This is a genomic window from Amycolatopsis sp. NPDC051903 (assembly GCF_044452505.1).
Classification (GTDB): domain Bacteria; phylum Actinomycetota; class Actinomycetes; order Mycobacteriales; family Pseudonocardiaceae; genus Amycolatopsis.
Genome location: NZ_JBITBT010000022.1, coordinates 63,927 through 83,570, shown reverse-complemented (window position 1 = coordinate 83,570; position 19,644 = coordinate 63,927). Strand labels below are relative to the sequence as shown.

The window sequence follows — 19,644 nt, the reverse complement described above, 5'->3', positions numbered from 1 at the left end:
TCCTCAGCCGCCGTCCGGCATCGGCTCAGCCTGCGCCGCGCGGGAAGGTGGAGCGGGAAACGGATCGGCGAAGTACTGGGTTTCACGGGCCACGAGATCACCGGTGAACTCCATGATGCTCACCGAGCGGGTGGGCGCGCCGTCGTAGGTGATCACGCACTCGCTCACCCAGAGGCCACCACCGCCCAGAATCCGGGTGACGGTGAAGTGGCGCTCGGCCGGATGCCCGCCGCGTTGCGCCCGGATCCGCTCGCGCCCGCGGAAGCGTTCCCCGGACTGCGGGTAGTCCAGGATCGCGTCCACGGCGTAGATCGCGTGTTCGGCGTCGATGTCGCCGGCCTCGGAGGCCCACCAGTGTTCTGCTATCCGGGCGCGGATCGTGGAGTCGCGAGTCATCGTCGTCACCGCCTGGTTCGAGCCGGGGCCGGCTCCAGTGTAGTGGCGGAGCCGGCGCACCGACCCTGAAGCGTTCACGCTTTGCGCCGCCGTTTCGCCGGCCGCGCCGCGGTCTTCCTCTTGGCCACGTGCGGGATGTCGGCGAACTTCAGCGTCGCCTGCAGGCCGCGGACGGCGCGGTCGAGGCGCAGCAACGAGACCTGCGACAGCGTGAACAGCTCGTCGACGGTCCAGGCGCGGCCCGCCGCGGCGAGCACGACGGTGTCCGGCGCCTTCGTGAGCACCCGGCCACCGTCCAGGGTGGACACCTTGGCGGCCAGCTGGGCCAGCGCTTCCGGTTCGTCGTGCAGGGCTTCGGCGGACACGAGCGCCTGCGTGTAGAGGTGGCTCGCGGCGGTGGCGCGGCCGAGCCACTTCACGTGGATCAGCTCGTTGCGCGGGCCGAGCAGGTCGCACAGCTCGAAGCGCGGGTGCAGCGGCGTGCTCGCCGTGTCGCGGTCGAGGCAGACGTAGCCGTCGAGGGTGGCGACCCGCCGGCAGTAGCGGTTCTCGTCGTCGGGGTCGCCGGTGGGTTTCCACGTGAGATCCGGCCACTCGTACTTGCGGGACAACAGGTTCGCGACCTGCGCGCGCATCTGCTCCACGTACGTCTCGCCGATGCGGTACCAGCGGCCCTGGTGGAACACGTAGCGCGTGTGGCCGATCGTCGTCTCGAACACGAGCCAGCGCGCGACCTGCACGGGGGAGCCGGTCTCCTCCTCACCGGCCTCGTCGGCGCAGGTCACGACGCGACCGGCGCGCAGGGCCTTCACCCGCTTGTCGGCGGGCAGTTGCGCGAGCCGTCCGGTGAAGTGGTCGAGCTCCAGCCGGTTCGCCACGTGCAGCGGGCCGCCCGGGCCCAGCCCGGTGATGCGGAAGGAACCGGCGTTCTCCGCCTGCTCGACGGCGGTGGCGGGCCACGCGAGCCCCAGCGCCGCCTCGGTGCCACCGCCGAGCGCGGAGGCGAGCCGGGCTTCGAGCGTCGGCACCAGCCGGTGGCGGCGGTCGAGCGGGCGCGTCTGCGCGATGAACCGCAGGGCCGAATCGGCGTCCGGTTCGTCGACCACCGCGCCGACGGCGTCGAGATCGGCGAGGAACGCTCGCGGGTCCTTCGCGAGCGGCACCCACAGGGAGTTGCCGACGCGGATCCGGTAGCGCTTGCCGGTCACGCGCCCGTAGGTGAGATCGCCGAGGTCCGCCGAGCCCGCGAGCCGGTTCACGAGGTCGCCGTAGGGTTCGAGGCGGAACGCGGAAAGCTCGCCGCCACCGGGGATCGAGATCTGCGTGGCGCGCGCTGATACGTCGAGCGCGGCGCTCGCCACCAGGCCCAGGTCGTACGGGTCGAGCCGGCGGATCCCGAACAGCAGCCCGAAACCCTGTTCCACGTACTCGTCGTTGAGCACCAGGTGCCCGGCGCCCCACGACACCGCGTATGTCCACGGTGGACGCGGCACGAGCAGCACGGCGAACGGCAGCGTCGACGACAGTGCGAGGTCGTTGCCCGTCAACGCACTCGCGTGCGGGAGCCACTGCGGCTCCTGGGTGTGGAACGCGCCCGCGACGAGCCGCGCGCGGGTGCCCGAGAGGTCGACCGCCGTGTCGGTGCTGACCTGTTCGGGTTTGAGCGCCACGAGCAGGTCGGGCTCGGCGCCGGTGCCGTCGAGGCGGAAGAGGGAGACGGGCCGGCTGGGTGCGGATGGGGCAGGCATGACCACCACCGGGAACGGATGCCGTTGCGAACGTCCGGCCAGAATGCCCTTTTTTCACGTCCATCCGGTTAATCACGGAGAGCGAACGCGGTGCGGAATGGTGAAGTTCACCTTAATCGGGGTTCCGCGGACCCGTTCAGTCACGCAATGATATCGTGCTGGGGCGCCCGGGGGGACTTCGACCGGGCGAGTCGTCAAAGTGGTTACCCCAGCTCAGAAGTACAACTGGTAATCCTGCGGTGTCCTATTACCCTCCCCTGAATGACCATTTCGAGAATTGGCCCACATAACTCGAACGGCCCTGTTACCGGGCGTTGCCCTGGGCTGACCGGGTCTGTTTCGCCGCATTTCCGTCACGCATCGTGATGGCGAACACGAGCGGACGTCCGGGGGAATGGGCCGCCCGGGTCCGCGACGCGCCGCGCGCGGGTTCGCGCTGCGGCCTGTACACGTCTACGCTTGCGTAGTCGTTTTCCGGTCGGCCCGTCCCGAAGGCAGCATGATGACAGTCCCGATGTTCGCGCACGGCGACCGTCTCACCCGTCGGGACCTGGAGACGATCTCGGATGAACGCCGTCGGTACGAATTGGTGGACGGGACGCTTCTGGTGAGCCCGTCCCCGCGCCCGCTGCACCAGAGGGTGGTCGCGCGCCTGCTCGCGGCGCTCACCCCGGTTTGTCCTGCGGACTGCGAGGTCCTCCCCGCGCCCGTCGACGTCGTGCTCGACGAGTTCACCGTGATGATCCCCGACGTGGTGGTCGGCCGGCGCGAGACCTTCACCGAACGGGCCCTGGTCGGGGTGCCCGTGCTCGCCGTGGAGGTCGTCTCCCCGTCGAGCCGCTACATCGACCGCCACCTCAAACCCGCCCGGCTCGCCGCGGCGGGTTGTCCGTACTACTGGGTCATCGAACCCATTGAGCCGACGCTGTCGTGCTACCGCCTCGAAGGAAGCGAGTACGTGCTCGACGGCGAGGCCACCGGCGAGGACACGGTGCGCCTCGAAGTGCCTTACCGCCTCGACCTCCGCCCGGCGGACCTGGTCTCGACCTACTGACCCCTACGCCGACTCGGGCTCTTCGCCTTCGTCTTCGGCCCGCGTGCGGCCCGCCTCCTGGTCGGCGATCGCCGCGTGCACCGACGTGGTGGCCGCCATCAGCGCGGGCACGAACTGGTTCGCCGCGAGCACGCACGCCGTGTGGCCGGCGGGGATCTCGTACGTCGCCGCGCCCGCGATGCGCCGGGCCAGCGACCGCTGGTGCGCGGGCGCGATGAACCCGTCGCGGCTCGTCACGACCACGGACGTCGGCAAGCGCAGGGTGTGCAGCCACGGGGCCGAGTCGAACCGGCCGATCTCGTCGAGCGCGACGGCGATGGCCCACGGGCTCGTGGACCGGAATTCGGCGAGCGCCCAGCGGTGGTCTTCCAGGCGCGCGAGGCGCTCGCGCCGCGGCTCGCCCGGCACGAGGCCGATCTTGGCCTGGTCGCGCATGATCTGCAGCGTGCGCCCGAACAGGTCGAGCGCCACCTTCTGGCGGATGCCGCGGCGGAAGTAGCTCGCCGTGGAGCACAGTACGAGCCCGCTCACGCGCTCGCGCTCGTGGTAGGCGACGAGCTGGCCGACCATGCCGCCCATCGAGTAGCCCGCGATCACGAAGCGGTCGATGCCGAGCGCGTCGGCGACCGCGACGACGTCCTCGGCGCAGTCCTGCAGCGAGAACTCGTGCGAGCGGATGCCCTGGCCGTGCCAGCGCTGGTCGAACACCACCACGCGGTAGTGCTTGGCCAGCCGGTCGAGCACCGGGTACCAGGTCAGCAGTCCCGTGCAGGCCACCGAGTGCAGCAGGATGATCGCCGGCGCCTGGCGCGGGCCGACGTCGACGACCACGGTCTGGCCGCGTCCGGGCAGTGCGAGCGGCACGGGGTCCGGCACGCCCGCGGTGGACGGGATCGTCGCGAGCCGCCGGGTCGCCTGCCAGCCGAGGTCGCCCAGCGCGCCTTTGAGAACCTGTTCCGCACCCACGTCGACTCGGCGCCCCTTCTCGTGTGACGACCTCTTCCGCTTCTGGCGTACCCGGTTGCCGAAGCTTCCGGGGGTTGCCGAGCCCGCCCCTTCCGGTTAAGACTAGAACGTGTTCCACTTATGACGGCCATCCGGAGGGAGGGACCGGCGTGGACTTCACCCCAGACGATACGCAGACGGAGATCGCCGCGCTGACCGCGCGGGTGCTGGGCAAGACCGCGGATCTCGGGGAAACCTGGCGCGCGCTGGCGGACGCGGGGCTGCTCGCGCTCGCCCTGCCCGCGGACCTCGGGGGTGACGGGCTGGGCGTGGCCGAGGTCGCGGCCGTGCTGACGGAGGTGGGCTGCGCGGCCGCCGCGGGGCCGGCGTACGCCGTGCTGGCGCTGGGTGTGCTGCCCGTCGAAGCGCTCGGCACGCCGAAGCAGCGCGCGCAGCTGCTGCCGACCGTCGCGGCCGGCGACGAGCTCCTCACGGCGGCGCTGCACGAACCGTCCGCGCCGCTCACGAGCGTGCCGGACACGGCCGGCTCGGCCGCCGACGGTGTGTGGCAGCTCACCGGCGTGAAGACGGGCGTGCCGTACGCGGCCGACGCCACGCGGATCCTCACGCCGATCGCCCTGCCGGGCGGTACCGCGGTGGCGCTCGTCGACCCGCACGCCGAGGGCGTGGAGCTCGTGCGCACGCACAGCTCCGCCGGCGCGCCCGAATACACCGTGCGCCTCGACCGCGTGCGCATCACCGACACCGAGTTCCTGCGCGATCGCGCACCCGGCCACGCCGTGGCGACGCTGCACCGCTTCGCCGTCGCGGGTGCGCTCGCGCTCGGTGCCGGGCTGCTGGCCGGCGCGCTCGCCGCGACTTCCCGCCACGTGGGGGAGCGCACGCAGTTCGGCCGTCCGCTGGCCGCGTTCCAGGCGGTGGCGCAGCAGATCGCCGACGTCTACGTGGCGGCGCGAACCGTGCACCTGGCCGCGACGTCTGCGGTGTGGCGGTTGTCGGCCGGGCTGGACGCCGACACCGAGCTCGACGTCGCCGCCTACTGGCTCACCGACCAGGCGCCGCTCGCGCTCGCGACCTGCCACCACCTGCACGGCGGCCTGGGCGTCGACCGCGACTACCCGCTGCACCGGTACTCGTCGGCGGTGAAGGACCTCGGCCGGGCGCTCGGTGGTGCCGCGCACCGGCTGGGCCGGCTCGGGGAGCGGGTGGCCGGATGAGCCCGCACCTCGAGCTGACGGCCGCGCAGCAGGCGCTGCGCACGGAACTGCGCGCGTACTTCGCCGGCCTGCTGACCCCCGAAGAACGCCGGGCGCTGCTGCGCGAGCGGCACGGGCCGGTGTACCGCGAGGTCGTGCGCCGCCTGGGCCGGGACGGCAAGCTCGGCGTCGGCTGGCCGAAGCGCTACGGCGGCCAGGGCTTCGGCGAGATCGAGCAGCACCTGTTCGTCGACGAGGCCGCGCGCGCGGACGTGCAGCTGCCGTCCGTGACGCTGCAGACGGTCGGCCCCACGTTGCAGCAGTTCGGCACGGAGGAGCAGAAGGCGCGGTTCCTGCCGCGGATCCTCGCCGGCGAGGTGCACTTCGCCATCGGCTACACCGAACCCGAGGCCGGCACGGACCTCGCGGCGCTGCGGACGCGCGCGGTGCGCGAGGGCGACGAGTACCTGGTCAACGGCCAGAAGATCTTCACCACCGGCGGCCACGACGCGGACTACATCTGGCTCGCCGTGCGCACGTCGCCCGACGCGCCGAAGCACAAGGGGATCTCGATCCTCATCGTCGACACCCGCGACCCCGGCTACTCGTGGACGCCGATCATCACCTGCGACGGCGCCCACCACGTGAACGCGACCTACTACCAGGACGTCCGCGTGCCGGCGGACCTGCTGGTGGGCGAGGAGAACCAGGGCTGGCGGCTGATCACCACGCAGCTCAACCACGAGCGCGTGATGCTCGGGCCCGCCGGGCGGATCGGCGGGCTGCACGACCGCGTGTGGGCGTGGGCCGCCGCGCGCCGGACCCCGGACGGCGAAGCGCTGCTCGACCTGCCGGACGTGCGCGCGGTCCTGGCCGAAACGTTCGCGGTGGCGCGGATCAACGAGCTGCTCAACTGGCAGGTCGCGGCGTCGTCGTCGACCGCGCCGGTCGCGGTGGCCGACGCGTCGGCCACCAAGGTGTTCGCCTCGGAGCGCTTCCAGCGGATCGGGCGGCTGCTGGAGGAACTCGTGGGGCGCCACGGCGACCTCGCCGACCCGGAGACGGCCGACCTCGCCGAGTGGCTCGACGTGCTGGCGAAACGCAACCTGGTGCTGACGTTCGGCGGGGGCGTCAGCGAGATCCAGCGCGAGCTCATCGCCTCCGCCGGTCTGGGACTGCCGAGGGTGCCGCGATGACGACGATCGAAGAAGCCGCCGCGAAGATCGCCGCCGCGGGGCCGTGCGCACCGCGCCTGGCGCGGGATCCGGTCAACCAGGCGATGGTGAACAACTGGGTCGAGGCGATCGGCGACACCAACCCCGTGTACACGGATTCGTCGTTCGCCGGGTCGAGTGTCCACAACGGACTGGTCGCGCCACCGGCGATGGCGCAGGTGTGGACGATGCCGGGATTGCGCGGGGTGCGCGCCGAAAACGACCCGATGGGCGCGATCCTCGCCGTGCTCGACGAGGCGGGGTACCCGTCGATCGTCGCCACGAACTGCGAGCAGACCTACCACCGCTACCTGCGCGCGGGCGAACGCGTCGCGGTCACGACCGAGCTCGCCGACGTCACCGGGCCGAAGCGCACCGCGCTCGGCGATGGCTGGTTCCTGACCACGCGGATGCACTGGACGGTGGACGGCGAACCGGTGGCGGACATGCTGTTCCGCGTCCTGAAGTTCCGGCCGCTCGCCGCGGAACCCCCTGCGCCCGTGTTGCGGCCGGTGATCAGCCGGGACACGGAGTTCTTCTGGGCCGGCCTGCGCGAGGGCGAGCTGCGCATCCAGCGTTGGGGCGACACGCTGCGCCACCCGCCCGGCCCGATGCCGCCGGACGGCGAGCTGGACGCGACGCCGGACTACGTCGTCGCGAGCGGGCGCGGCACGGTGCACAGCTACGTCGTGCACCACCACCCGCCGGTGCCGGGCAAACGGCTGCCGTTCGTGGTGGCGCTCGTGGAACTGGAGGAAGGCGTGCGCGTGGTGGCGGAGCTGCTCGACGCGGCACCGGACGAGGTGCGGATCGGGCTGCCGGTGGTGGCGGCGTTCGTGCGGGTGGACGACGAGCTGACCCTGCCGGCGTGGCGGGTGGCGCGATGAGTGCCGAGCTGCCGCCGCTGGAGATCGAGGCGAGCACCACGTTCGTGATCAGCACCGCGCTCGCGACGCGCGATTTCCAGGACGTGCACCACGACCGCGACGCCGCCGTCGCCCGGGGTTCGCGGGACATCTTCCTCAACATCCTCACCGACACCGGGCTCGTGCAACGGTTCGTGAGCGACTGGGCCGGGCCCGAGGCGCTGATCCGGTCGATCAAGATCCGGCTCGGGGTGCCGTGCTACGCGGGCGACACGCTCACGTTCACCGGCCGGGTCGTCGCGCGCGACGGCGCCGACGTGGAAGTCGCCGTGTCCGCCGCGGGCAGTCTCGGCGAGCACGTGACGGGCACCGTCGCGCTGACCCTGCCCGGGGGTGCGTCGTGACGCTCGCCGGGGCGGCGGCGATCGCCGGGATCGGCGCCACGGAGTTCTCGAAGGACTCGGGCCGCAGTGAGCTGCGGCTGGCGGCGGAGTGCGTGACACACGCGCTGGCCGACGCCGGGCTGTCGGCGTCTGATGTGGACGGACTGGTCTCGTTCACGATGGACGGCACCGCGGAGATCGCGCTCGCCCGCGAGCTCGGCATCCCGGAGCTGACGTTCTTCAGCCGGATCCACTACGGCGGCGGTGCTGCGGCCGCGACCTTGCAGCAGGCGGCGATGGCCGTCGCCACCGGGATCGCCGACGTGGTCGTGGCGTACCGGGCCTTCAACGAGCGGTCCGGACAGCGCTTCGGCCGCGTGCAGGCCGCCGCGGCGGCGCAGGTGAACTCGTCCGGAGTGGACAACGCGTTCCACTACCCGATGGGGATCGCGACGCCCGCGGCAACGGTCGCCATGGTGGCGCAGCGATACCTGCACGACTACGGCGCGACGAGCGAGGACTTCGGCCGCATCGCCGTGGTCGACCGCGCCCACGCCGCGACGAACCCGGCGGCGTGGTTCCACGGCCGGCCCATCACGCTGGCCGAGCACCAGGCGTCGCGCTGGATCGCCGAACCGCTGCACCTGCTCGACTGCTGCCAGGAGAGCGACGGCGGGGTGGCGCTGGTCGTCACGAGCGTCGAACGCGCCCGCGACCTGCGGCACCCGCCCGCCGTCGTCGCCGCGGCCGCGCAGGGCAGCGGGCCGGACCAGTACGTGATGACCAGCTACTACCGCGACGATCTCGCGGCGCTGCCGGAGATGGGCGTGGTGGGCCGGCAGCTGTGGGCGCAGTCGGGCCGGGGACCGTCCGATGTGGACGTCGCGGTGCTCTACGACCACTTCACGCCCTACGTGCTCATGCAGCTGGAAGAGCTGGGCTTCTGCGGCCGGGGTGAGGCCAAGGACTTCATCGCGGGCGACACGCTGACCCTGCAGGGCGCGTTGCCGCTGAACCCGCACGGCGGGCAGCTCGGCGAGGCCTACCTCCACGGCATGAACGGCATCGCCGAAGCGGTCCGCCAGGTGCGCGGCACCGCGGTGAACCAGGTGCGGGACGTCGAGACCGTGGTGGTGACCGCGGGTACCGGCGTCCCGACCAGTGGACTAGTCTTGACTCGTCACTGAGCGCTACTCATACCCTGGCCCCGTACGGTAGCGTGATTCGAGGTCGTAACTCTTGTGGGCCAACGGGTTTCACCTCTTTGCTGGCTGGCGTTCACCCGCTGTGGGGTGCCACGGTGGACACGAGATCGGCGACAGAGCGTGAAACCTGGAGTGAGGCCATGTCCCGACCCCTGCCGGCGGGCTCGCCGTGAGCGGGCCGCAGCTGCTCGCGTGGCTGCTCACCGCGGTGTTCGCGCTGCTCGCCCTGCCGTGTGTGCTGCGGCTCGTGCGGCTCGACTACGCGCGGCTGGGCCACGGCCTGCGCCACGCCGACCTCGCCGAACTGCTGCTCGTGATCGCCATGGTGGCGATGCTCTCGCCCGTCGGCGGCCCGATCCCCGCCGCGGGCTGGCAGGCGATCTTCGTGCTCACCGCGGCCTGGTTCGGGTTCGCCTGGTGGCGCGGCCGCCGGCAAGCGCACACCGCGAGCTGCGGGCACCACGCGCTCTCGGCCGCGGCGATGCTCTACATGGTGACCGCGATGCCCCACGGCGGCATGGCGCACGGACCGTGGCTCACGATGTCCACAATGGAGACCGGGCTCGCGGTGCCGCTGCTCGCGATCGTGGGCGCAGGCTACTTCCTCGTCGACGCCGCGTGGTCGGGGGTGACCGCCGTGCGCACGCGCGGGGTCGCCGCGCCCGGGTTGACCTCGCGCACGGTGTGCCGCGCGGTGATGGGTGCGGGTATGGGGTACGTGCTGCTGGCGGCGGTGTGACTGTCTGTCGCCGAGGTCAGCCGATGCGCCGGACCTCGCCCTCGGGCGGGGGAGTGCCCAGGTCGGGCAGCCGCGCCGCAGGGTGGTCGTCGACCCACTTGCGGGCGGCGGCGACGTCGCGGTCGAGCGCCGCGATCAGCTCCTCGCCGGAGCCGTACTTCTCCTGGTCGCGCAGGTGCTCGCCGAGCCAGACGGTGAGCGTCTCGCCGTAGAGGTCACCCTTGAAATCGAGCAGGTGCGCCTCGACGAGCCGGTAGCCGTCGGCGCCGTAGTACGTGGGGCGGCGCCCGACCGACACAGCGGCGGCCACGTGCGTGCCGTCCGCGCGCTCGGCCCAGCCGGCCCAGACGCCCTCGCCGAGCTGCCCGCTCTGGTCGCGCAGCGCGATGTTCGCCGTCGGGAAGCCCAGCTCGCGGCCGCGCTTGTCACCCGGCTCCACCGGCCCGCGAACCACGAAGTACGTGCCGCCGTGCTCGTCCGCCATCCGCCGTCCCGTCCCTGTCCTGGTGCCGTTCCCGACACCGTAATGGCGGGCGGGTCAGCGGGGTACGAGCACTGTGTCGGACAGCACAGGGGCGTCGGCCCGATCGGCCGCCGTCGTGGTGGCCAGGAGCCGGCCGTCGTCCCGCCAGACGCGGGTGCGCAGGCGCTCACCGGGGAAGACGACGCCGGCGAACTTCGTCCCGAATGAGCGGATCCGGGCCGGATCGCCGTCGAGGAAGGCGTCGGCCAGCGCCTTCGCGACCACGCCGTAGGTGCACAGGCCGTGCAGGATGGGCCGGTCGAACCCGGCGGCGCGCGCGAACGCGGGGTCGGCGTGCAGCGGGTTGAGGTCGCCGCACAGGCGGTACAGCAGGGCCTGCTGGGGCAGCGTCGGGGTGTTCAGCACGGCGTCGGGCTCGCGGTCCGGGAACGCGACCTGCTGCGAAGGTCCCCGTTCGCCGCCGAACCCGCCTTCGCCGCGGGCGAAGATGCTGGAGCGGGCCGTCCACAGTGGATTGCCGTCGGCGTGCGCCACCGTGGTCTCCTGCACGAGCACGGCGGCCTTGCCCTTGTCGAACACGTCCGCGATGCGCGTGCGCGCCACCGCTTCGCCGTTCGTGGGGATCGGCCGGTGCACTTCGATCTCTTGCGTGCCGTGCAAGACCTTGGCGAGGTCGATGTCCACGCCCGGGAACTTCAGCGCCGGTGGCTCGAACGTGCGCAGGTTCGCCGCGACGGTCGCGAACGTCGGCAGCACCCGCAGGTCCTGCTCGTAGGCGTAGCGCAGCTCGCGCTCGTCGACCGGGTCGGCGCCCGCACCCAGGGCCAGGTGGTAGAGCAGCACGTCGGACGGCGTCCAGGCGAAGCGCACCTCGCCGAGGTCGGCGCCGATGGCGAGCGCGGGATCGATGGGCACGGGCTCTCCTCACTCGTAGCTCACGGAAACCTCGTCCGTCACCGGCAGCGACTGGCAGGCCAGCACGATCCCGTCGGCGATGTCCTCGGCGTCCAGCACCTCGTTGTGCAGCATCTTGACCTCACCCGACACCAGCCGGCACGCGCACGCGCTGCACTGGCCCTCGCGGCACGAGTACGGCGCGTCGAAGCCCTCCGCCAGCAGGTGGTCGAGGAGCTTCCGCTGTCGTGGCCACGCGACCGCGCGCGTTTCGCCGTCCAGGTCGACGGTCAGGTGAGCGGTCTCGCCGGTGTCTTCGGGCTCGGGTTCCGGCGCGGCCTCGAACGGGTTTCCGGTGAGGGAGTGGAACTTCTCGACGTGGACGCGCTCGCGCGGCACCCCGAGCGCGCTCAGCGCGGTTTTCGCCTCGGCCATGAACGGCGCCGGCCCGCACAAGTACGCGTCGTGGCCGCGGTAGGGCTCGACGAGCGTTTCGAGGGCCTTCGCGCTCGGCAGGCCCTGGAGGCTCTCGAGCCAGTGGAGCACGGTGAGCCGTTCCGGGTGCCGGCCGCCCAGCTCGGCGAGCTGCTTCGCGAAGATCACGGACGTTTCGTCGCGGTTGGCGTAGACGAGAGTCGCTTTGCCGCGGCCGTGCTGCAGTGCCGCCTTGAGGATCGCCATCACCGGCGTGATCCCGCTGCCCGCCGCGAACAACAGGAAGTCGGCGTCCAGCGACGCCGGCACGAACACCCCGGCCGGCGGCAGCACGTCCACCCGCGCCCCGGCTTCGAGGTCGTCGCACACCCACCCGGACCCGAACCCGGTCCGCTTCACCGTCACCTGCACCCGGCCCTCGTGCGGCGCGGTCGAAAGCGAGTAGCACCGCGCGACGGAACCGGTCCGGTCACTGGGAATCCGCAGTGTCAGGAATTGCCCGGGCTGGTACGCGAACGCCTCGGCGTACTCCGCCGGCACGTCGAACACGATCGACCGCGCGTCGTCGGTCTCGACGATCACCTCGGCGACGGTCAGCGTCACGGCGTCAGCCATCCCGCACCGCCCGGCCCGAGCCGTTGACCCCGGCGCGCGGATCGTCCGCCACCGCGAGCGTCCCGTCGCGCACCGCGTCCGCGATGCTGTCCGTGAGCTTCTCGCACGCGTCGAGCAGCGCCGGGTGCCGGCCGGCGGCCACGTGCGCCGCGAAGACGGGGCAGCTGCGCGAAGCCTCGCTGGTCCACTGGATGCTCGTGTGCGCGAGGCTGTTCTTCTTCACCAGCACACCCGTTCCGCAGCTGCGGCACTCGTGCGGCCGCAGCCCGGCGGTGAGGAACTCCGTGACCTCCGCCGTCACACGCCTGCCTCTTCCGCCTCCGCGCGCTGCCGCGCCAGGTTCTCCTCGACCTCGGCCGCCCACGCCTCGTTGGCTTTCGTCGTGTCGACCTCGAACTCGAACCGGCGCGTCATGTCTTCGGTGACGTCTTCGGCGTCCACGTAGAACTGCTCGTACCAGCGGCGCAGCTGGTAGACCGGGCCGTCTTCCTCGCACAGCAACGGGTTGTCGACCCGCGTCTTGTTCTTCCAGATCTCGACGTCTTGCAGGAACCCGACCCCGATGCCCTTCGCGAGCTTCGCGGCGATCTTGTCCGCGTGCGCGTCGGAGATCCCGGGCAGCTTCTTGACCATGATCCCCCACTGCAGCACGAACGACGTCGGCGTCACGGGGTAGTGGCAGTTGATGAGCACGTTCTCGATTTCGAAGCCCTGGAACGAGTTCACCAGCTTGTTGATCATGTACGACGGCCCGAAGTACGATGCCTCCGAGCGCAGCAGGTTGTCCTCACCGCCGTAGTTCGAGGCCATCCCCCTGTCCGGACGGCCCTTGGTGTTGAGGAACTGCGTGGCGACGTGGCCTTCGAACACGTTCTTGAAGTACGTGGGGTAGGCGTAGTGGATGTAGAAGAAGTGCGCCATGTCCACGACGTTGTCGATGATCTCGCGGCAGTTGGCGTTCTCGATGAGGATGGAATCCCACGTCCAGTTGCTCCACTCGTCGCTGAACGCGCCCTCGACGCGCGGGATCACGACGTCGCCGGGCGGCGGCTTGCCCTCTGGGTCGTGCCACACGAGCAGCTGTTTGTTCTCCTCGAGCACGAGCCACGAACGCGTGCGCGCCCGCAGCGGAACCCGTTTGGCGTAGGGGATCGAGACGCATTTGCCGACGCCGTTCCAGCGCCAGTCGTGGAACGGGCACGCGACCTCGTCACCCTTGATCGTGCCCTGGGTGAGGTCGCCGCCCATGTGGCGGCAGTAGCCGTCGAGCACGTTGAGCCGGCCCGTCGAATCGGCGAAGACCACGAGCTTGGTGCCGAACGCTTCGATGCCGTGCGGCTTGCCGTCGCGGAACGAGTCGGCGAGCCCCAGGCAGTGCCAGCCGCGGGCGAACCGCGTGGGCGGCGCGCCCGCGTCGATCGTGCGGACTTCGGATCCTCGCGGCTTCGTCGTGGTCTGTGTCGTCGCCTGTGGTGTCGTCTGGGGCGTCACTGCCTGCCTCCCGTGCCGGTCCGATCTTCGGTCGCCAGCCGCTCCGCCGCAAGGTAGCCGAACACCATGGCCGGCCCGATCGTCGCGCCGGGGCCGGCGTAGGTGCGGCCCATCACGGCCGCGCTGGTGTTGCCCGCCGCGTATAGCCCGGCGATGACCGAGCCGTCTTCGCGCAGCACACGCGCGTGTTCGTCGGTGCGCAGCCCGCCCTTCGTGCCGAGGTCGCCGGGCACGATCCGCACCGCGTAGAACGGTGCTTTGGTCAGCGGTCCGAGGCTGGGGTTGGGGCGGTTGCGCGGGTCGCCGTAGTAGTGGTCGTACGCGCTGCGGCCGCGGTGGAAGTCCTCGTCAACGCCGGTGCGGGCGAAGCCGTTGAAGCGCTCGACGGTGGCGGTGAGCGCCTCGGCGGGCACCTCGATGCGTTCGGCGAGCTTGGCCGGCGTCGAGGCGCGGGCGACGATCCCGGCTTTGTACCAGCGGCCGGGCAGCGGCTGGCGCGGGCCGATGCCGGTGAACAGGTAGCGGTCCTTGTAGCGCTGGTCGAACACGAGCCAGGTGGGGATGTGCTCGCCGGGGCCGTCGCCGTCGCCGTACATCGCGTGGACGGCCTCGACGTACGGCGCGGATTCGTTGACGAACCGCCGGCCCCGCGCGTCGACCATCAGCGAGCCGGGACGCGAGCGTTCGGCGAGGGCGAACCACGGGCCGCCGGTCAGCGGCATCGAGGGGCCCCACCACGCGTCGTCCATCAGGTCGGTGGCCGCGCCGAGCTTCAGGCCGGCGGTGATGCCGTCGCCGGTGTTGGCGGCGGCGCCGACGGTCCACCCGGTGCCGATCGGCGCGCGCTGGTACTTGGTACGCATCTCCTCGTTGTGCTCGAAGCCGCCGCACGCGAGCAGCACGCCGCGGCGGGCTGCGAAGAACCCTCGTGGCGTCCGCACGCCGGTCACCCGGTCGTCTTCGGTGCTCAGTTCCAGCAACGGCGTGTCGAGGAGGACTTCGACGCCTGCCCGGCGAAGGCCCAGGTAGAGGCCTGCCGCAAGCGCTTGCCCCATGGCGATCGGCTGCTGCCCGCGCAGCCGGCCGGCGAGCCAGCGCGCGCCGAGCTTCGCGACGCGCGCGGCGCCCTTCGGGTGCCGCGCGAGCAGGCTCAGCCAGCGGTAGTCCGACTGGGTGATCGGGACGCCGAGCGGCGGCGCGCTGTACGGCGGCTCGAGGCGAGCGAGGTCGTCGCCGAGCAGCTTCGCGTCGAGTGGCCGAGGTTCGACGGAGCGGCCGCCGGGCCGGCCACCGGGCGCTTCGGGGTGGTAGTCGCTGTAGCCCGGCACCCAGCGGAACTCGAGCGGGGTGTGCCGGGTGACGAACTCCAGCACCTCGGGGCCGCGGGCCAGGAAGGTGTCGCGGTTGGCCGCGGGCACGACGTCGCCGACGATCGCGGCCAGGTACTCGCGGGCGCGTTCGGGCGGCTCGTCGATGCCGGCGGCCCGCAGCGCGTGGTTGCCCGGGAGCCAGACCCCGCCACCGGAGCGCGCGGTCGACCCGCCGAAACACGCCGCCTTCTCCAGGACGACCACGCTCAAGCCGCGGCGGGCGGCGGCGAGCGCAGCGGTCATCCCGGCGGCGCCGCTGCCGGCGACCACCACGTCGTACTCGTTCCCCATGCCACCTCACATGTAACGTGTTATCGCGAGTTCCTGGCCTGTTCGGAGCAGTTTCTGTCACCATAGACGAGAACGTGTTTCAGTTCTAGGGTGGCCGACATGGACGAGCTCGTGGCAGACGTCGTCGTGATCGGAGCCGGCGCGGCCGGTGTGTGCGCAGCCCTCGAAGCCGCCGACGCCGGGGCCGACGTGCTGCTCCTCGACCGGTTTTCGGGCGGTGGCGCGAGCCGGGTGAGCGGCGGCGTGATCTACGCCGGCGGTGGCACGGCGCAGCAGCTCGCGGCGGGCGTCTCCGACAGCGTCGACGCGATGCACGCGTACCTCAGCCTCGAGACCGGCGGGGTGGTGGCCGAGCGGACGCTGCGGCGGTTCTGCGAGTCGAGCCCGGCGATGATCACGTGGCTCGAAGCGCGGGGCGTGCCGTTCGAGGGCAGCCTGTGTCCGTACAAGACGTCGTACCCCAGCAACGCGCATTACCTGTACTACTCCGGCAGTGAAGCTTCGGGCGGGTTCCGCGACGCGGCCCCACCGGCGCCGCGCGGGCACCGCGTGAAGGGATCCGGGACGTCCGGGAAGCTGCTCATGTCGCGCCTGCTTTCGGCGGCACGGCACCGCGGGGTGCGCGTGCTGCCGCAGACGCGCGTGCGGGATCTCGTGGTCACCGATGGCGCGGTGACGGGGGTTGTCGCGGACAGCCTGCGCGCCGCGCCGCGGTGGGCTCGGGCGCGGCACGCGCGGCTGGCGGCGTACTCGGCGAAGCCGGGGATCTACGTACCGCCGGTGCGGCGGTCGTTGCACCGGCGGGTCGAGCAGCTGGAACGGCGGCACGCGCGGGAGCTGCGGATCGTCGCGCGCCGGGGTGTCGTGCTCGCCGCGGGCGGGTTCATCGCGAACCGGGAGATGGTGCGGGAGCACGCGCCCGCGTACCGCGGCGGCTTGGCGCTGGGGACGTCGGCGGACGACGGTTCGGGGATCCGGCTGGGTCTTTCCGCCGGCGGCCGGGCGGCGGAGCTGGACCGGATCTCGGCGTGGCGGTTCCTCACGCCGCCGGCGGTGTTCCTCGGCGGGCTGCTCGTCGACGCCGACGGCCGCCGGATCATCGACGAATCCCGCTACGGTGCGGCGATCGGCGAGCGCATGATCACGGCGCACGGCGGCCTCGGCTGGCTGCTGGTCGACGAGCCGGTGGTCGCGTCGGCGCGGCGCGACGGGCGCGGGCAGGGTCAGTGGTTCGCGCGGCTGCAGCTCCGGTACCTGCTGGACCGCGGCCGCGTCACCGGTGCGTCGATCGAGGAGGTCGCGCGGCGGGCGGGCGTCGATCCGGCCGGGCTGCGGGCGACGTACGACGAGTACCGGCGTGGCCCGGACCCGACCGGGAAGCCGGCGGAGTTCGCGCGGCCGCTCGACGAACCGCCGTTCTCGCTGATCGACGTGTCCGTCAAGCCGAACCTCGGATATCCGTGCCCGATGCTCACACTGGGCGGGCTGGTCGTGGACGAGGACACCGGCGCGGTCGTGGGCGTGCCCGGGTTGTACGCGGCCGGGCGGACCGCGGTGGGAATCTGTTCTAGGTCGTACGTGAGCGGGTTGTCGCTGGCCGACTGCGTGTTTTCCGGCCGCCGGGCTGGGCAGCACAGTGCGCTGGAGGACGATCGCGTCGACAAAAACGAGAACGTGTTCTAGTCTTGGGTGCGTCGAACGAGAGAGGGACGGCCGATGAGCGAGCTGGCTGCCGTGATCGCGGGAGTGCGTGACCTGCTCCCGGTGCTGCGGGAACGCGCGCAGGAGACCGAGGACGCGCGCCGCGTGCCGGTGGAGTCCGTCAAGGCCTTGCAGGAGACCGGTTTTTTCCGGTTGCTGCAGCCGAAACCGTACGCGGGCCTGGAAGCCGATCCGGTCACGTTCTACACCGCGGTGAAGCTGGTGGCGAGCGCGTGCGGGTCCACCGGGTGGGTCGCGTCGATCCTGGGCGTGCACCCGTGGCACGTGGCGTTGTTCGACGCGCGGGCGCAGCAGGAGGTGTGGGGCGAGGACCACGACGTGCGCATCTCGTCGTCGTACGCGCCGATGGGCAAGGCGACCGTCGTCGACGGTGGCTACCGGCTGTCGGGTCGGTGGAGCTTCTCGTCGGGGTGCGACCACTGCTCGTGGGTGCTGCTGGGCGCGCCGGCGTTCGCGGACGGGGCGCCCGTGGACTTCTGCACGTACTTGCTGCCGCTGGCCGACTACTCGATCGTCGACGTGTGGGACACCGTCGGCCTGCGCGGCACGGGGTCCAACGACATCGTGGTCGAGGACGTGTTCGTGCCCGCGCACCGCGCACTGTCCTTTGTGGCCACGTCGAAGTGCCGGACGCCCGGGCAGGAGGTGAACCCGGGGCCGTTGTACAAGCTGCCGTACGGGTCGGTGCACCCGAGCACGATCACCGCGCCGATCATCGGCATGGCGCAGGGTGCGTACGACGCGCACGTGGAGCACCAAGGCAAGCGCGTACGCGCGGCGTACGCGGGGGAGAAGTCTCAAGAGGATCCTTTCGCGAAGGTGCGCATCGCCGAGGCGGCGAGCGAGATCGACGCCGCGTGGCTGCAGCTCACGCACAACATCGACGAGCTGTACCAGCTGGCTTCCCGCGGTGAGAAGCTGCCGTTCAGCACCCGGTTGCGCGTGCGCCGCGACCAGGTGCGCGGCACGGAACGCGCGATCTCGGCGATCGACCGCCTCTTCGAAAACTCCGGCGGCCGCGCGTTGTCCCGGGGCACGCCGATCCAGCGCTTCTGGCGCGACGCGCACGCCGGCCGCGTCCACGCGGCCAACGACGCGGAGCGTGCGTACGTCATGTTCGGCACCGGCGCCTTCGGGTTGCCCGTCGAGAATGCGATGGTGTGATGGGTTCGGTCGTTTCGGTCCCCAGTGGACTGTCGCTGCACTACCACGAAGCCGGCGCCGAGCATGCTGAGGCGGTGATCCTGCTGCACGGCGGCGGCCCGGGCGCGTCGGCGTGGGGCAACTTCGGCCGTAACTTGCCGGTGTTCGGCAAGGCGTACCGCACCGTGGCGGTCGACCAGCCGGGTTTCGGCCAGTCGTCGAAGCCCGTGGAGCACCCGCAGTACTTCCGCTACAGCGCCGACGCGGTCGTCGAGCTCATGGACACCCTCGGCATCGAACGCGCCCACTTCGTCGGCAATTCCCTGGGCGCCGGCACCGCCGTGCGCCTCGCGCTCAACCACCCGTCCCGCGCGGGCCGGCTGGTCCTCATGGGCCCGGGCGGCGTGAGCCTGAACCTCTTCGCCCCCGACCCGACGGAGGGCGTGCGCCTGCTCGGCCGCTTCGCCGTGTCACCCACGCGCGAGCGGATGGCCGCCTTCCTGCGCATCATGGTCCACGACCAGTCCCTCGTCACCGACGACCTCATCGACGAACGCTTCGCCCTGGCCTCCACCCCGGAGTCACTCGCCGCGCTCCGCGCCCTGGGCCACTCCTTCGCCACGTCCCCCGACGAAAGCCTCCTCTGGCGCGATGCCTACCGCCTCCGCCAGCGCGTCCTGCTGGTCTGGGGCCGCGAAGACCGCGTCAACCCCCTGGACGGCGCCCTCATCGCCCTGAAAACCATCCCCCGCGCCCAACTCCACATCTTCGGCGGCTGCGGCCACTGGGCCCAACTCGAAAAGTTCGACGAGTTCAACCGCCTCGCCCTGGATTTCCTCGGGAGTTCCTGATGAGCAACGGTTTCTTGGGGTATCCCGCCAGCGACGCGGCCGATGCCGCGGCCGGGCGTGTCCACGCCGTCACTGTTCTCGGTGCGTCGTGATGAGAGTCCGTTCCCTGGTTTGTCTCCGTACCGCAGCGGCTGAGTTCGCGGCGTTGCGTGCGTTGCGGCTCGACCGTTCTCGGGTATTTGTTATGGGCATCGATTCCAGGCGTCACCTCCGTGTCAAAGCGTCTGATGTCGCGGTGTGGCGAGTCTTGCGCTCCGGCTGTTCTCAGATGTTTGTGATCGGCATCGATTCCAGGCGTCACCTCCGTGCCGAAGCGTCTGATGTCGCGGTGTGGCGAGTCTTGCGCTCCGGCTGTTCTCAGATGTTTGTGATCGGCATCGATTCCAGGCGTCACCTCCGTGCCGAAGCGTCTGATGTCGCGGTGTGGCGAGTCTTGCGCTCCGGCTGCTTTCAGATGTTTGTGATCGGCATCGATTCCAGGGGCCACCTCCGTGCCGAAGCGTCTGATGTCGCGGTGTGGCGAGTCTTGCGCTCCGGCTGCTTTCAGATGTTTGTGATCGGCATCGATTCCAGGGGCCACC

20 protein-coding genes are annotated in these 19,644 nt (G+C 71.4%); 11 read left to right on the top strand and 9 right to left on the bottom strand.

Going from position 1 to position 19,644, the window contains the following annotated elements:
* Window positions 1–3 precede the first annotated feature (3 nt).
* Together ACIA77_RS33975 and ACIA77_RS33970 are read right to left on the bottom strand one after the other, a co-directional pair.
* Window positions 4–396, bottom strand: coding sequence for a nuclear transport factor 2 family protein (locus ACIA77_RS33975; RefSeq protein WP_395890140.1), 393 nt, complete (start codon window positions 394–396; stop codon window positions 4–6).
* 74 nt (window positions 397–470) lie between these two features.
* On the bottom strand, window positions 471–2,144 hold the full coding sequence (locus ACIA77_RS33970; RefSeq protein WP_395890139.1) for a TIGR04141 family sporadically distributed protein: 1,674 nt from the start codon (window positions 2,142–2,144) through the stop codon (window positions 471–473).
* A gap of 514 nt (window positions 2,145–2,658) precedes the next feature.
* On the opposite strand from ACIA77_RS33970, the gene ACIA77_RS33965 reads away from it, so the two are divergent.
* The gene (locus ACIA77_RS33965; RefSeq protein WP_395890205.1) at window positions 2,659–3,198 is read left to right on the top strand and encodes a Uma2 family endonuclease; all 540 of its coding nucleotides are present in this window, start codon (window positions 2,659–2,661) and stop codon (window positions 3,196–3,198) included.
* 3 nt (window positions 3,199–3,201) lie between these two features.
* On the opposite strand, the gene ACIA77_RS33960 is transcribed toward ACIA77_RS33965, so the two are convergent.
* A complete protein-coding gene (locus ACIA77_RS33960; protein WP_395890138.1) occupies window positions 3,202–4,164 on the bottom strand; it encodes an alpha/beta fold hydrolase in 963 nt (320 codons plus the stop codon).
* A 149-nt stretch (window positions 4,165–4,313) separates the two neighbouring features.
* Between ACIA77_RS33960 and ACIA77_RS33955 the strand changes: the two genes are divergently transcribed.
* From ACIA77_RS33955 to ACIA77_RS33930, 6 genes are all read left to right on the top strand, one after another.
* Window positions 4,314–5,381, top strand: coding sequence for an acyl-CoA dehydrogenase family protein (locus ACIA77_RS33955; RefSeq protein WP_395890137.1), 1,068 nt, complete (start codon window positions 4,314–4,316; stop codon window positions 5,379–5,381).
* Window positions 5,378–6,556, top strand: coding sequence for an acyl-CoA dehydrogenase family protein (locus tag ACIA77_RS33950; RefSeq protein WP_395890136.1), 1,179 nt, complete (start codon window positions 5,378–5,380; stop codon window positions 6,554–6,556). The genes ACIA77_RS33955 and ACIA77_RS33950 overlap by 4 nt, the downstream gene beginning before the upstream one ends.
* Entirely contained in the window at window positions 6,553–7,461 is a 909-nt protein-coding gene (locus ACIA77_RS33945; protein ID WP_395890135.1) for a bifunctional MaoC family dehydratase N-terminal/OB-fold nucleic acid binding domain-containing protein, read from the top strand. The genes ACIA77_RS33950 and ACIA77_RS33945 overlap by 4 nt, the downstream gene beginning before the upstream one ends.
* Window positions 7,458–7,844 (top strand): MaoC family dehydratase, encoded by a 387-nt coding sequence (locus tag ACIA77_RS33940; protein WP_395890134.1) that lies wholly within the window; start codon window positions 7,458–7,460, stop codon window positions 7,842–7,844. Before ACIA77_RS33945 ends, ACIA77_RS33940 begins: the two co-directional genes overlap by 4 nt.
* Window positions 7,841–9,010: a lipid-transfer protein gene (locus ACIA77_RS33935; RefSeq protein ID WP_395890133.1), complete on the top strand. Its 1,170-nt coding sequence runs from the start codon at window positions 7,841–7,843 to the stop codon at window positions 9,008–9,010. The genes ACIA77_RS33940 and ACIA77_RS33935 overlap by 4 nt, the downstream gene beginning before the upstream one ends.
* A 187-nt stretch (window positions 9,011–9,197) precedes the next feature.
* Window positions 9,198–9,767: a DUF5134 domain-containing protein gene (locus ACIA77_RS33930; RefSeq protein ID WP_395890132.1), complete on the top strand. Its 570-nt coding sequence runs from the start codon at window positions 9,198–9,200 to the stop codon at window positions 9,765–9,767.
* Between the two features lie 16 nt (window positions 9,768–9,783).
* On the opposite strand, the gene ACIA77_RS33925 is transcribed toward ACIA77_RS33930, so the two are convergent.
* The 6 genes from ACIA77_RS33925 to kstD form a co-directional block, all read right to left on the bottom strand.
* Window positions 9,784–10,251: a riboflavin kinase gene (locus ACIA77_RS33925; protein ID WP_395890131.1), complete on the bottom strand. Its 468-nt coding sequence runs from the start codon at window positions 10,249–10,251 to the stop codon at window positions 9,784–9,786.
* Window positions 10,252–10,305: 54 nt separating this feature from the next.
* Window positions 10,306–11,166, bottom strand: a complete 861-nt coding sequence (locus tag ACIA77_RS33920) for a MaoC/PaaZ C-terminal domain-containing protein (RefSeq protein ID WP_395890130.1) — start codon at window positions 11,164–11,166, stop codon at window positions 10,306–10,308.
* Between the two features lie 9 nt (window positions 11,167–11,175).
* Window positions 11,176–12,195 carry a 2Fe-2S iron-sulfur cluster-binding protein gene (locus ACIA77_RS33915; protein WP_395890129.1) on the bottom strand — a complete coding sequence of 340 codons (1,020 nt, stop codon included), beginning with the start codon at window positions 12,193–12,195 and terminating at the stop codon, window positions 11,176–11,178.
* Entirely contained in the window at window positions 12,188–12,496 is a 309-nt protein-coding gene (locus ACIA77_RS33910; protein WP_395890128.1) for a hypothetical protein, read from the bottom strand. Before ACIA77_RS33910 ends, ACIA77_RS33915 begins: the two co-directional genes overlap by 8 nt.
* Window positions 12,493–13,614, bottom strand: a complete 1,122-nt coding sequence (locus ACIA77_RS33905; RefSeq protein WP_395890204.1) for a Rieske 2Fe-2S domain-containing protein — start codon at window positions 13,612–13,614, stop codon at window positions 12,493–12,495. The genes ACIA77_RS33910 and ACIA77_RS33905 overlap by 4 nt, the downstream gene beginning before the upstream one ends.
* Before the next feature lie 68 nt (window positions 13,615–13,682).
* Window positions 13,683–15,347, bottom strand: coding sequence for a 3-oxosteroid 1-dehydrogenase (kstD, locus tag ACIA77_RS33900; RefSeq protein ID WP_395890127.1), 1,665 nt, complete (start codon window positions 15,345–15,347; stop codon window positions 13,683–13,685).
* Window positions 15,348–15,446: 99 nt separating this feature from the next.
* Here kstD and ACIA77_RS33895 point away from each other — a divergent pair, with 99 nt between their 5' ends.
* The 4 genes from ACIA77_RS33895 to ACIA77_RS33880 form a co-directional block, all read left to right on the top strand.
* Window positions 15,447–17,030: an FAD-binding protein gene (locus ACIA77_RS33895; protein WP_395890126.1), complete on the top strand. Its 1,584-nt coding sequence runs from the start codon at window positions 15,447–15,449 to the stop codon at window positions 17,028–17,030.
* Window positions 17,031–17,063: 33 nt separating this feature from the next.
* On the top strand, window positions 17,064–18,233 hold the full coding sequence (gene hsaA / locus ACIA77_RS33890; protein WP_395890124.1) for a 3-hydroxy-9,10-secoandrosta-1,3,5(10)-triene-9,17-dione monooxygenase oxygenase subunit: 1,170 nt from the start codon (window positions 17,064–17,066) through the stop codon (window positions 18,231–18,233).
* On the top strand, window positions 18,233–19,063 hold the full coding sequence (gene hsaD / locus ACIA77_RS33885) for a 4,5:9,10-diseco-3-hydroxy-5,9,17-trioxoandrosta-1(10),2-diene-4-oate hydrolase (protein WP_395890123.1): 831 nt from the start codon (window positions 18,233–18,235) through the stop codon (window positions 19,061–19,063). The genes hsaA and hsaD overlap by 1 nt, the downstream gene beginning before the upstream one ends.
* A 268-nt stretch (window positions 19,064–19,331) precedes the next feature.
* Window positions 19,332–19,644, top strand: a 313-nt coding sequence (locus ACIA77_RS33880) for a hypothetical protein (RefSeq protein ID WP_395890122.1), incomplete at its 3' end; no start/stop codon positions are given.